The sequence below is a fragment of the Clostridiaceae bacterium HFYG-1003 genome (genome assembly GCA_024579835.1).
Taxonomy (GTDB): domain Bacteria; phylum Bacillota; class Clostridia; order Clostridiales; family Clostridiaceae; genus JG1575.
The window spans coordinates 844,488-857,085 of the sequence record CP102060.1; the positions used below are offsets into that span (position 1 = coordinate 844,488).

A 12,598-nucleotide genomic window follows, 5' to 3' on the forward strand; every position below is an offset into this window, starting at 1 on the left:
CATGATCAAGGACATTTACAAAAAAGCGGAAGAGAAAATGAACAAGACCCTGCATAACCTGGAGGCGGAGCTGGACACGCTGAAAGCGGGCCGTGCCAATCCTCACATGCTGGATCGGGTCGAAGTGGATTACTATGGCTCCATGATGCCGATCAATCAGGTCGGAAACATCACGGTCCCGGAGCCGAGAATGCTGTGCATTACTCCCTGGGAGAAACCGATGCTGAAAGTCATCGAAAAGGCAATCCAGAAATCCGAGCTCGGCATCAATCCGGTAAATGACGGAACCATGATCCGGCTGGTCGTGCCGGAACTGACGGAAGAAACCAGAAAGAATCTGGTCAAGCAGGTCAAGAAGTACGGCGAGGAAAGCAAGGTAGCGATCCGCTCCATCCGCCGTGACGCCAATGACAAGATCAAGAACCTCAAGAAAGAGGACGTTCCGGAAGATGAGATCAAAAAGGGCGAAGAAGACATGCAGAAGCTGACAGACCAGTTTATCGTCAAAGTCGATAAGGCCCTTGAAACGAAAGAAAAAGAAGTAATGACCATCTAGGAGGAAAACATGGTGTCAGAAGCAGCCAATGCCGGGCAGGAACTGGATTTATCCCGAATTCCCGCGCACATCGGGATCATTATGGATGGGAACGGCCGTTGGGCCAAAGCCCGGAATCTGCCTCGCTCCATGGGTCATAAGGCCGGCGTTGAAACGATCCGCAGCATCGTCAGAGAGTGCAATCGCCTGGGCGTGAAATATCTGACCCTGTATGCCTTTTCCACCGAAAACTGGAAGCGGCCTGAGGCCGAGGTCGGTTTTCTCATGGATCTGTTGGTGCGCTATCTGCGCAGTGAGTTCCAGGAACTGCATGAAAACAACGTCATCATTGACTCCATCGGCGACATCGAGGCCCTGCCGGCCAAATGCCGGCAGGAGCTCGAATCCGCCTATGAGCGGACTCGCTCTAACACCGGAGTCCACATGTACCTGGCTTTGAATTACGGCGGACAGCGTGAAATCGTCAAAGCCGCCCAGAAAGCCATGGCTGATGTCCAGGCCGGAATACTGAAGCCGGAAGACCTGACCGAATCGACTTTCTCCCGGTATCTGTATGCCGGGGCAATCCCGGAACCGGATCTGATCATCCGCCCCTCCGGCGAGCTGCGGCTGTCCAATTTCATGCTCTACCAGTCAGCTTATTCCGAATTCTGGTTTTCACAGATTAACTGGCCTGATTTTACACCGGCTGACCTGCGTCAGGCCATCGCGGATTGTCAGAAGCGCGATCGGCGCTTTGGAGGGGTGAACAGTGAAGGATAAATTTGATGATGTTCGCCAGCCATTGCAGGATAACCGGTATTTTGGCGCTCTGCTGCTCCTGCCGATCCTGATCGCCTTCATTGTGGGAGGGATCTGGCTCAAGGTTGTTGTTGTCCTGATGGGACTGCGCGCCCTGTATGAATTCTATGAAGTAGTCAAGCAGAAAGGCCTCCGGCCGATTCAGGTTGCCGGCTACAGCTTTGCCCTGATCCAGTTTGCCCTGTTCTTTTTCGGCCGCACCGAGCTGAAGGTGCTTTCCGTCATTATCCTGTTTCTGACGGTGGCCGCCCTGATCATCTCGGTGTTCCGCAAGGACTGCAACTTCATGGATGCAGCCGTCACCGTCATGGGCTTTATTTATACCATTGCCTTTTTCTCGCTGATCCTGCTGATCTACGAGATGCCCGGAGGCAGGCACTATGTCTTCGCCATCTTTACCATCGCCTGGGTTTGCGATACGGCAGCCTACTTCACCGGCCGCTTCTTCGGCAAGCGGAAGCTGATTCCGGAAGTCTCCCCGAAAAAGACGGTGGAGGGTGCGCTGGGCGGACTGGCAGGCGGTGCACTGGGTACCATGATCTATGGCTGGATCGTTCTTCTGACCGGCCAGCCTGTGATGAATCCGCTCCATTTTCTGGTGATGGGCTTCATCGGATCCTTCTTCTCCCAGATCGGCGACCTGATCGCGTCTTCCATCAAGCGGGACTGCGGCGTCAAGGATTATCCCAAGCTGATCCCGGGACACGGCGGCATACTCGACCGGTTTGATTCCGTCCTGCTGGCAGCTGTTTCGGTCTTCCTGTATCTGACCATCATCTTTGGCCATTAGAACCCGAAACCTGACTAAGGCGTAAAGCAAGAGCTCTTCCCTTCCGGAGGAGCTCTTTTTTATGCCGAAGCTTCAGGTCGGTCAGCCGCCTTTTTTGATATAATGGAGTATGCGAAGCACCGGGATTAATATTCCCGAAAATCTCTATATTCTCTGCATGAGAAGCACAGAATGTGAAGAAAGCACAGAATGTGAAGTAAGTACAGAAAGCACAGTATGAGAAGTAAGCCCAGAACGCGCGGAATGCGCGCAATATGCAGGAAAATCATCAAGCGATAATAGCACAGAACGCACAGGCAAGAGTTTGCCTGATAAAGGATCAAATATGGAACATAGAGAAAAGAAACAGCAAAATACGGAGGCTCCATTGAACAGAAAGCGGATCATCCTGCTGGGAGCGACGGGATCCATCGGCCGCCAGACCCTGGATGTTATCCGGCAGAGTCCTCACCTGCAACTGGTGGGTGCTTCGGTTCATTCGAATGTGGCCAGCCTGGCCCAGCTGATTGAAGAATTTGACCTGACTTTGGTTTGCATTACGGATGAGACGGCCGCCCGGGGCTTTTCCCGGGAAGGGGTCAGGGTGCTGGTCGGCGCCCCGGGCATGGAGGAACTGGCCCGGCAGGACTGCGACATCGTTCTGACGTCGGTGGTAGGGCTGGCGGGGCTGAAGGCCACGGTGGCGGCCATTGAGACAGGACATGATATTGCCCTGGCCAATAAGGAGACGCTGGTGGGGGCAGGATCTCTCGTTATGGATCTGGCGCGCCGCCATGGCGTCCGGATCTATCCGGTGGATTCGGAGCACTCCGCCATTTTCCAGAGTCTGCAGGGCTATCAGACCAGCGACATCAACCGCATCATTCTGACCGCCTCCGGCGGGCCGTTCCGTGGAAAAAGCCGCCAGGACCTGGAGGCTGTGACTGTGGAAGACGCCCTGAAGCATCCCAACTGGAGCATGGGCCGTAAAATTACCGTGGATTCCGCCACGCTGATGAACAAGGGGCTGGAGGTCATCGAAGCCCGCTGGCTGTTCGATGTGGCTCCGGAGCAGATCATCGTCCATGTTCACCCCGAAAGTATCCTGCATTCCGGGGTGGAGTTCAAAGACCACTCCGTCATAGCCCAGCTGGGCAACCCGGATATGCGGCTGCCGATCCAGTATGCCCTGAATTATCCGGAACGGCGGGAGGCAGTAACCCCGCCGCTGGATCTGTTCGCCGTGGGACGACTGACCTTTGAAAAGCCGGACCGCCAGACCTTCCGCTGCCTGGAGCTGGCCTATCGCGCGCTGGAACTGGACGGATACTATCCGCTGATTGTCAATACCGCCGATGAAGTGGCGGTGGAACTCTTCCTGACCGGAGACATCGGATTCCTGGAAATCGCCGAACTCATTGAGTTCGCCATGGAGCGCTTCGGCCGGTCCGGGGAACTGACTCTGGACGGCGTGGTGGAGCTGGATGCGATGTTGCGCCGTGATCTGGCCCAAATGTATCGAAATCGATAATTCGGTCCGTTTTTCACTTCATTTTAACCTGATGTGTCATAATATAGGGTGAATAAGACCATCCGGATCCGGTTCGCCTGACGAACCGTCCGAATCTACAACATTAGGAGAAACAAATTATATGAGTATTATCCTCGCGATCCTGGGCTTCGGTTTTTTAGTCCTGGTCCATGAATTCGGCCATTTTATCGTCGCCCGCCTGAACGGGGTCACCGTGGAGGAGTTCGCCATCGGCATGGGGCCGTCCCTGATTTCCCGCAAGGGAAAAAACGGCACCGTCTGGTCCATCAAAGCGCTGCCCATTGGCGGCATGTGCCAGATGAAAGGGGAAGACACCGGAGAAGAAGACGGCTCCTCCGATTCCTTCCAGTCCAAGCACCCGCTGCGGCGCATGAGCATTATTTTTGCCGGACCGCTCATGAACCTGATCACCGGCTTCCTGTTCTTTACCATTCTGGCCCAGAGCCTGGGCTTCCAGACTAACGTGGTAGAAAAAGTTCTCCCGGATTCACCCGCTGCCGCCATCGGCCTTCAGCCCGGCGATGCCATTGTCGAAGTCAACGGCAACAAGGTGACGACGTTCAATGATGTCATTACCTATATGGCCGTCGCGGAAGGGGCTCCGACCAAAATCAAGGTCAGCCGCGACAATGTGGTGTCTGAATATGATATTGTCCCGAAACAGACGGAAACCGGCCAGTATCTCATTGGCTTCCAGTCGCAGGTCGAAACGCAGCCGAATCTGGGTCAGTCCTTCCGCCAGGGACTGGTGGAGGCTTCGGCCATGATCCGTCAGACCTACTTTTCCCTGAAGCTGCTCTTCACCGGCCAGGTCGGCGTGGATCAGATGGGCGGACCGGTGGCGATCCTGGGAATGGCATCCGAGGTGGCCAAGGTCAATTTCCTGAGCTTCCTGCGCTTTCTGGGCTTTTTGTCCATCAACCTGGCCATCTTCAACCTGCTGCCGTTCCCGGCACTGGATGGCGGCTGGCTGGTGATTCTGTTCGTTGAACTGATCACCCGGCGCAAAATTCCGGAAAAATTCATGACCGGCTGGAATATGGCGGGTTTCACCATTCTCATGCTGTTCATGCTGTTTATTACATTCAAGGATATATTCTTCCCCATCGCCTATTAAGAGGGGATCACGAAAGTCAAACGAGGAAATCTATGATTACACGAAATAAAACCAGACAAGTGAAAATCGGCAATATTTCAATTGGGGGCAATGCCCCCATTGCTGTTCAATCCATGTGCAACACCGATACCCGGAACGTGGAGGCGTCGCTGGCCCAGATTCGCGCCCTGCGCACCGCCGGCTGCGACATCGTCCGGCTGGCCGTGCCGGATCTGGCGGCGGCTGACGCGCTGAAAGAAATCACAGCCGGCGTGGACATGCCCATGGTGGCGGACATCCACTTCGATTACCGCCTGGCTCTGCGCGCCATTGAAAACGGCATTGCCAAGCTGCGCATCAATCCCGGTAACATCGGCTCCCGCGACAAAGTGGAGCTGGTGGCGCGCGCCTGCCAGGACCGGGGCATTCCCATCCGGATCGGCGTCAACTCGGGCTCTTTGGAGAAGGATCTGCTGGAGACGTACGGCGGTCCCGTACCGGAGGCTCTGGTCGCATCCGCCCTGCGCCACGCGGCCATTCTGGATGAAGTTAACTTCCATGATGTCATCATTTCCATCAAGTCTTCCAATGTCCTGCGCACGATTGAAGCCTACCGGCTGCTGGCGCAGAAGACCGACCTGCCGCTGCACATCGGCGTGACCGAGGCCGGCACCCTGTGGCGAGGCACCATTAAAAGCGCCGTCGGCATTGGCACGCTGCTGGCCGAGGGCATCGGCGACACGCTGCGGGTGTCACTGACCGGAGATCCGGTGGAAGAAATCAAGGTGGGGCGGGAGATCCTGAAGTCCCTGGGTCATCTGAAGGAAGGTATCGAGTTTGTGTCCTGTCCGACCTGCGGCCGCACCGAAATTGACCTCATCGGCATTGCCAATGAAGTGGAAAAGCGCCTGGAAGGCTTGGACAAGGAAATTAAGGTGGCCGTCATGGGCTGTGTTGTCAACGGACCGGGCGAGGCCCGGGATGCCGACATCGGCATTGCCGGCGGCAAAGGGGTCGGCATGATCTTCAAGAAGGGACTGATTGTCCGCCGGGTGAAGGAAGAAGAGCTGGTGGAGGCCCTGATGGCCGAAATCGAGAACATGTAAGCGGGAGCAGGTTATGGAATTTCGAAAAGTACTGGAGCATAAGCTCCAGGGTCGGCTCAGGGAAGAACACCTGAGGGTGCTGAAAGTGGAATATCTGAAAAAACACTGTCGGCTCCGCATTTTCTGCGTGGCCGACGGACCGCTGTGCATCGAAGATGAGGAATGCATCGGCCATGTCACCGATGAGATTCTGGGCGGTCAGGTCATTAAGGACATTGCCGTCATGCGCCGCAACGGAGATGTGCTCGATACCGAGGAAGCGATCCGGGGATTTCTGGCGGAAATTTTCCGCAAAGATCCCATTGCCATGAATTTTTTCCGGGATGCCCGCCTCGAGCGCAGTGAGAATGAGCTCAGCTTTGCCCACTCCAACCCGGTTCTGGTCAATCATCTCCAGCGCAAGGGCACCGTGGAACTGATTGAGGAATTTTTGCGGGAAATCTACGATATGACCTGCCAGATTCGGCTGGTCTACGATGCCCAGGCGATTCCGGCTCAGATTGCGCTGGAAGAGATCCCGCAGCCGGGACCCGCGCCGGCGGTGTTTGCGCCGGCATCCTCTGTGCCAAAACCTGCGCCGGCCAAGCCCACTCCGCCGCCGAAACCGGCCGGGGATGATCCCGTTCTTTACGGCAAGCTGTTTCGGGATGAACCGATTCCCATCGCCGACGTGGCGGAGGGCATGTACAGCGTGACTGTGGCCGGACAGATATTCAAGCTGGAGGAGAAGGAGCTGCGTACCGGCAAGATTCTCCTGACGATTTATCTGACGGACTCGACCTCCAGTATCATCTGCAAGCTGTTCGCCAAGGACAAGGATGAAGTCCCGCCGATCAAGGCCGGGATGCATGTCATGATCAAAGGCAAGACCGAAGTGGATCTGTACATGAAGGAAATGACGGTGCGGGTGGCGCATTGCCTGCGCCTGGAAGCGCCCGTTATTATCGATGACGCCCCGGTGCGCCGGGTGGAACTGCATGCCCATACCACCATGAGCACCATGGACGGCATGGTGTCCGCCGGTGATCTGGTGCGCCAGGCCATCCAGTGGGGCCATGAGGCCATCGCCATAACAGACCATGGCGTGGTGCAGGCCTTCCCCGAAGCCATGGAAGCGGCCGGCAGCAAAATCAAAGTGCTGTACGGTATGGAAGCCTATGTGGTGGATGACCTGACGGGGATCTGCACCTCACAGGTCAATGTGCCCTTTGATGGGGAGTACGTCGTCTTTGACATTGAAACCACCGGTTTTTCCCATGTCAACGACCGGATCATCGAAATCGGCGCGGCCAAGGTCCGCGAGGGCCGCGTGGTCGAGCGTTTCTCCGCCTTTGTCGATCCGCAGCGACCGCTGCCGGCCAAGATCATTGAGCTGACCGGCATCACGGATTCCATGGTGCGGGGACAGAAAACCATTGATCAGGTACTGCCGGAATTTCTGGCGTTCTGCGGCAGCTCCGTCCTGGTCGCTCACAATGCGAACTTTGACATGGGCTTTATCCGCAAGAACGCGAAGGATCTGGGACTGCCCTTTGACAATGCCCAGCTCGATACCGTCACCCTGGCGCGCTATCTCTATCCGGAACTGAAGCGCCATCGGCTCGATACCATTGCCAAATACCTCAACATCTTCATGGGCAGCCACCACCGGGCCGTCGATGATGCCGAAACCACCGCCAACATTCTGCTTCGTTCCTTCGAGAACCTGACAAAGAACGGCATCACGGATACAGCCGGTCTCAACGCCGACTATCTGTCGCGGGTGGATATTACCAAGCAGATGCCGGATCATGTCATCATTCTGGCCAAAAATCAGAAGGGCCTCAAGACCCTGTATGAACTGGTCTCAAAGTCGCATCTGGAGCACTTTCAGCGCAATCCCAGACTGCCCAAGAGCCTGCTGGCTGCCAGCCGTGAAAATCTGATCCTTGGCTCAGCCTGTACCAACTCCGAGCTGTACCGGGCCATCCTGGACGGCCGGCGGCCGGATATCATCACCTCGCTGGCTGATTTCTACGATTATCTGGAGATTCAGCCGGTGAGCAATCACGCCCATCTGCTGGTCGAGGACCGCTGCCATGTCGAGCAGCTCAAGGACATCAACCGGCGGATCGTCAAGCTGGGCAAAGCCCTGGGCAAGCCGGTGGTGGCCACCGGCGACGTCCATATGATGCGGCCGGAGGATGCGGTGTTCCGCCACGTTCTGACGTACTGCCAGGGCTTTGCCGGTGCCGGGGAGAATTCGACGCCCATGCCGTTCCGGACCACGGACGAGATGCTGCGTGAGTTTGATTACCTGGGCGGCGCGCTGGCCCGGGAAGTGGTCATCGACAATACCCGGCGGATCGCGGCCATGGTGGAGCCGATCCTGCCCATTCCCAAGGAAACCTTCCCGCCCAAGATGGAAGGGGCCGAGGAAGATGTGCGCAGCATGACGCTGGATAAGGCGTATGCCATTTACGGCAATCCGCTGCCGGACATCGTTCAGGCGCGGGTGGACCGCGAGCTGAAATCCATCATCGGCAACGGCTATGCCGTGCTCTATCTGGTCGCACACAAGCTGGTCAAAAAGAGCCTCAGCGACGGCTATCTGGTCGGCTCGCGCGGTTCGGTCGGCTCGTCTCTGGTAGCGACCCTGATGGACATCACCGAGGTGAACGGTCTGCCACCGCACTATGTCTGCCCGCACTGCAAACATTCGGAGTTCTTTACCGACGGTTCGGTGTCTTCCGGCGTCGATCTGCCGGCCAAGCGCTGTCCGGCCTGCCATACCGAATACATCCGGGAAGGTCATGACATTCCCTTTGAGACCTTCCTCGGCTTTGAGGGAGACAAGGAGCCGGACATCGATCTGAACTTCTCCGGCGACAACCAGGCCTCCATTCATAAATACTGCGAAGTGCTGTTCGGCGAGGGCTTTACCTTCCGGGCCGGCACCATTACGACGGTGGCGGAAAAGACCGCCATGGGTTATGTCCGCAAATTCCTGGAAGAGAAGAACCTGTCCATGACCCGGGCGGAAATGGAACGCCTGGCCGCGGGCTGCACGGGCATCAAGCGCTCCACCGGCCAGCATCCCGGCGGCATCATGGTCGTCCCGGCCGACAACGACATTCATAATTTCTGTCCGGTGCAGCGTCCGGCCGATGACACCAGCACCGACATCATTACCACCCACTTTGATTATCACTCGATCTCGGGCCGGCTGCTCAAGCTCGACATCCTGGGCCATGACGACCCGACGGTGCTGCGCATGCTGCAGGACATCACGGGGATTGACCCCAAGAGCCTGCCGCTGACGGATCCCAAAGTGCTGGGCCTGTTTCGCTCCACGGAAACGCTGGGCGTGGATCCGGAAGCGCTGGGTTCTCCGGTGGGCACCATCGGCGTGCCGGAGTTTGGCACCCGCTTTGTCCGGCAGATGCTGATGGACACCAAGCCCAAGTCCTTTGCCGACCTGGTCCGGGTCTCGGGTCTGTCCCACGGTACCGATGTCTGGCTGAACAACGCCCAGTACTACATCAAAAACGGCGATACCGACCTGGAAGGCTGCATTTCGCTGCGCGACAACATTATGCTCTACCTGATCCAGTGCGGCCTGCCCTCAAAGGATGCCTTCTTCATCACCGAACGCGTGCGCAAGGGCAAGGGCCTCAAACCCGAAGAGGAAGCTCAGATGCGGCAGTACAAGGTGCCGGAGTGGTACATTGAGTCCTGCAAGAAGATCAAGTACATGTTCCCCAAGGGGCATGCCGTGGCCTATGTCACCATGGCGGTGCGAATCGCCTGGTACAAGGTCTACTATCCGCTCCATTACTACGCCACGTTCTTCTCGGTGCGGGCCAAGGACTTTGACGCGGAAGTCGTGCTCAAGGGCCAGGCCTCCGTCAAGGCGAAGCTCGATGAGATCGCCGCCATGGGCAACGAGGCGACGCCCAAGGATCAGAATCTGGCGGCCACCCTGGAGCTGGTCTACGAAATGTTCCTGCGCGGCTATGATTTTGCGCCGGTGGACATTTACAAGAGCCACGGCTCGAAATTCATCGTGGCGGACAACCGCCTGATCCCGCCGTTCTCGGCGGTCAACGGCATCGGCGAAAACGCCGGTCTGGCCATCTATGAGGAAGCTCAGAAGGGGGAGTTCTTCTCCAAGGAGGACTTCAAGAACCGGACCCGTTCCACCCGCACCGTCATGGAAGCCCTGGAACGCCTGGGCTGTCTGAACGAACTGGGAGATACCAACCAGATTTCATTTTTCGGCTAAAACCCGGACCGGACAGACTCCGGCCCAGGCGGCGGCAATTCTGGCGGAGAGGGACCATCCGCCCTCGGGTGTGAACTTTGGGGGAAGCAGTCGGATTCATTGATATTACATCTGATTTGTGGTATAGTATTCGTACTGAGAATAAGGTACTTAGGAGTGGGTCAAGGGACCCGCTCCTATTTGTTGAAACAGGAAATTTTTATTGATCAAAGGAGGTCGTCATGGAAGAAAAGCTCAACGTGATTCAGGAAATGACCGAACAAAGCATCAGGGAGCTGGGCTACTGGCTGTATCATCTGGAATTCGCAACGGAAGAGGGCGAGAACTATCTGCGCTTCTTCATTGAGAATCCGTCCGGGGAGCCGATTACGCTGGATGACTGTGAAAAGGTATCACGGCGCGTCTCCGTTCTGATTGATGAGAAGGATCCCATTGAAAGCGCTTATTTTCTGGAGGTCTCTTCCCCGGGTCTGTTCCGGCAGCTCTATACACTGGAGCATGCGGCGAAAGCGGTAGGAGAACGGGTTCGAGTCCGCCTGGCGGACAGTGAGAAAGGCAAGAAGAATTTTCTGGGAATCCTGACTGCCCTGGAAGGGGACCAGCTGGTGCTGGAAGTCGAGGGAAAGCAGGAACGCATTGATTGGAACGGGGTCCGGCTGATCCATCTGGAACCCGAGGTATAAGGAGGATAGAAAAAAACAAATTGAAGCAGAGTAAGAAAAACAAGGATGAAATCATCCAGGCGATGAAAGACATATCCAGACTGAAGGGGATAGATGAGGATCTTCTCTTCACCGCTCTGGAAGACGCCCTGACGGCGGCTTACCGCAAAAACTACAACGACACCTCCAGTCAGGAGATCAAGAGCAGCGTCAATCGCGAATCCGGTGAAATCCGGATTGTGAACCTGCGACAGGTGGTCGATGAGATCACCGATGAGACCGCTCAGATCCTGGTGGCGGATGCCCGTAAAATCAAGCCGTCCTGCGAAGTGGGCGATGTCATCGAGGAAGACGTGACACCGGAGAACTTCATGCGGGTAGCGGCTCAGAATGCCAAGCAGATCGTAACCCAGCGCATCAAGGAAGCGGAACGCTCCATTATCTACAATGAATTCTCGGAGAAGGAATTCGACCTGATTTCCGGCGTCATTCAGCGTAAGGATAAGGGCAACGTTTATGTGGACCTGGGCAAGATCGAGGCCGTGCTGGGACCCAGCGAGCAGATTCCCGGGGAGTCCTATGACTTCAACCAGCGCATTGACCTGTACATCGTGGAAGTGCGCCAGAATACCAAGGGCCCTCTGATCACCGTTTCCCGGACCCATCCGGGACTGGTGCGGCGTCTGTTTGAGCGGGAAGTACCCGAGATCTACAGCGGCATCGTGGAGATCAAGAGCACATCGCGCGAACCGGGATCCCGGACAAAGATCGCGGTATTCTCTAATGATTCCAACGTGGACGCCACCGGAGCCTGTGTCGGCAACCGCGGCGCCCGGGTCCAGACGGTTGTATCCGAGCTGGGCAACGAGAAGATCGACATCGTGGAATGGGACAAGGATCCGGCGCGCTATATCGCCAATGCCCTGTCTCCGGCCAAGGTGGAATCCGTGACGGTGAACTCCAACGACAATACCGCGCGGGTCATTGTCGATGACTCCCAGCTCTCCCTGGCCATCGGCAAGGAAGGGCAGAACGTGCGCCTGGCAGCCAAGCTCACGGGCTGGAAGATTGACATCAAGTCCAGCCGCGATCCGCTGGCCATGGCCGGATTTGAGCAGCATGCCGAGACGACGTATCATCCGGGGGACGCACCGCGCGCAGCGGCACCAGTTCCTTCGGAAGAGAGTTAGATCCGGCCATGGGTGCTCAAGCAGGAGGTTCCATGAAACCGAAAAAAATACCAATGAGACAGTGTCTGGGCTGCATGGAAATGAAGCCCAAGAAAGAACTGATTCGGGTTGTCAAGAACAAAGACGGGGAGGTCTCCCTGGACCTGGTGGGAAAGAAGCCGGGCCGCGGCGCTTACATCGACAAGAACATCGCTTGTCTGGAGAAGGCGTTCAAGACCAAACGATTAAATAAAAATTTGGAAACCAATATCAGCGAAGAAATATACCAGTCCATGCGAGAGATCATCGAGCATGAATAGATTTTTGAATTTCCTGGGATTAACCAGAAAATCAGGGAATCTGACCGCCGGGGGCAACCTGACCGAAGCGGCCGTGAAACACGGCCGTGTGCGTCTGGTGATCCTGGCCCTGGATGCCAGTGACGGAACCAGGAAGAAGTTTCAGGACATGACCGCGCATTTCGGCGTGGAACTGATCGAAGCTTCGACCATGGACGAACTGGGCAGCGCCATAGGAAAAGGAGAAATCTCCGTGATCGGGGTAACCGATCTGAAGATGTCCGAAAAACTGAAGGAGCTGTGGATCGCTATGTAGGTCAAGGA

The 12,598-nt window shown here is 56.5% G+C and carries 11 protein-coding genes; all 11 read left to right on the forward strand.

What is annotated here, in order from left to right:
- Window position 1: 1 nt before the first annotated feature.
- Window positions 2-556 (forward strand): ribosome recycling factor, encoded by a 555-nt coding sequence (gene frr, locus NQU17_04000; GenBank protein UUM12733.1) that lies wholly within the window; start codon window positions 2-4, stop codon window positions 554-556.
- A 9-nt stretch (window positions 557-565) separates the two neighbouring features.
- Window positions 566-1,318, forward strand: a complete 753-nt coding sequence (locus NQU17_04005; protein UUM12734.1) for an isoprenyl transferase — start codon at window positions 566-568, stop codon at window positions 1,316-1,318.
- The gene (locus NQU17_04010; GenBank protein ID UUM12735.1) at window positions 1,308-2,147 is read left to right on the forward strand and encodes a phosphatidate cytidylyltransferase; all 840 of its coding nucleotides are present in this window, start codon (window positions 1,308-1,310) and stop codon (window positions 2,145-2,147) included. The genes NQU17_04005 and NQU17_04010 overlap by 11 nt, the downstream gene beginning before the upstream one ends.
- A 367-nt stretch (window positions 2,148-2,514) precedes the next feature.
- Window positions 2,515-3,657 carry a 1-deoxy-D-xylulose-5-phosphate reductoisomerase gene (gene dxr, locus NQU17_04015; protein UUM12736.1) on the forward strand — a complete coding sequence of 381 codons (1,143 nt, stop codon included), beginning with the start codon at window positions 2,515-2,517 and terminating at the stop codon, window positions 3,655-3,657.
- Window positions 3,658-3,778: 121 nt separating this feature from the next.
- On the forward strand, window positions 3,779-4,795 hold the full coding sequence (gene rseP / locus NQU17_04020; protein ID UUM12737.1) for an RIP metalloprotease RseP: 1,017 nt from the start codon (window positions 3,779-3,781) through the stop codon (window positions 4,793-4,795).
- A complete protein-coding gene (ispG, locus tag NQU17_04025; protein ID UUM13455.1) occupies window positions 4,774-5,880 on the forward strand; it encodes a flavodoxin-dependent (E)-4-hydroxy-3-methylbut-2-enyl-diphosphate synthase in 1,107 nt (368 codons plus the stop codon). The genes rseP and ispG overlap by 22 nt, the downstream gene beginning before the upstream one ends.
- A gap of 13 nt (window positions 5,881-5,893) precedes the next feature.
- Window positions 5,894-10,144 (forward strand): PolC-type DNA polymerase III, encoded by a 4,251-nt coding sequence (locus tag NQU17_04030; protein UUM12738.1) that lies wholly within the window; start codon window positions 5,894-5,896, stop codon window positions 10,142-10,144.
- Between the two features lie 221 nt (window positions 10,145-10,365).
- Window positions 10,366-10,827: a ribosome maturation factor RimP gene (locus NQU17_04035; protein UUM12739.1), complete on the forward strand. Its 462-nt coding sequence runs from the start codon at window positions 10,366-10,368 to the stop codon at window positions 10,825-10,827.
- A 20-nt stretch (window positions 10,828-10,847) separates the two neighbouring features.
- Entirely contained in the window at window positions 10,848-11,996 is a 1,149-nt protein-coding gene (gene nusA, locus NQU17_04040; GenBank protein UUM12740.1) for a transcription termination factor NusA, read from the forward strand.
- Window positions 11,997-12,028: 32 nt separating this feature from the next.
- Entirely contained in the window at window positions 12,029-12,295 is a 267-nt protein-coding gene (locus NQU17_04045) for a YlxR family protein (protein UUM12741.1), read from the forward strand.
- Complete coding sequence (locus tag NQU17_04050) at window positions 12,288-12,590, forward strand: ribosomal L7Ae/L30e/S12e/Gadd45 family protein (GenBank protein ID UUM12742.1); 303 nt, start codon at window positions 12,288-12,290, stop codon at window positions 12,588-12,590. Before NQU17_04045 ends, NQU17_04050 begins: the two co-directional genes overlap by 8 nt.
- Window positions 12,591-12,598: the final 8 nt, after the last annotated feature.

What these genes read in the sequence shown, in the direction of transcription:
- frr (UUM12733.1), top strand. Translation starts at nt 2, where the DNA reads ATGATCAAGGACATTTACAAAAAAGCGGAAGAGAAAATGAACAAGACC.
- NQU17_04030 (UUM12738.1), top strand. Translation starts at nt 5,894, where the DNA reads ATGGAATTTCGAAAAGTACTGGAGCATAAGCTCCAGGGTCGGCTCAGG.
- rseP (UUM12737.1), top strand. Translation starts at nt 3,779, where the DNA reads ATGAGTATTATCCTCGCGATCCTGGGCTTCGGTTTTTTAGTCCTGGTC.
- NQU17_04050 (UUM12742.1), top strand. Translation starts at nt 12,288, where the DNA reads ATGAATAGATTTTTGAATTTCCTGGGATTAACCAGAAAATCAGGGAAT.
- NQU17_04005 (UUM12734.1), top strand. Translation starts at nt 566, where the DNA reads ATGGTGTCAGAAGCAGCCAATGCCGGGCAGGAACTGGATTTATCCCGA.
- NQU17_04035 (UUM12739.1), top strand. Translation starts at nt 10,366, where the DNA reads ATGGAAGAAAAGCTCAACGTGATTCAGGAAATGACCGAACAAAGCATC.
- NQU17_04045 (UUM12741.1), top strand. Translation starts at nt 12,029, where the DNA reads ATGAAACCGAAAAAAATACCAATGAGACAGTGTCTGGGCTGCATGGAA.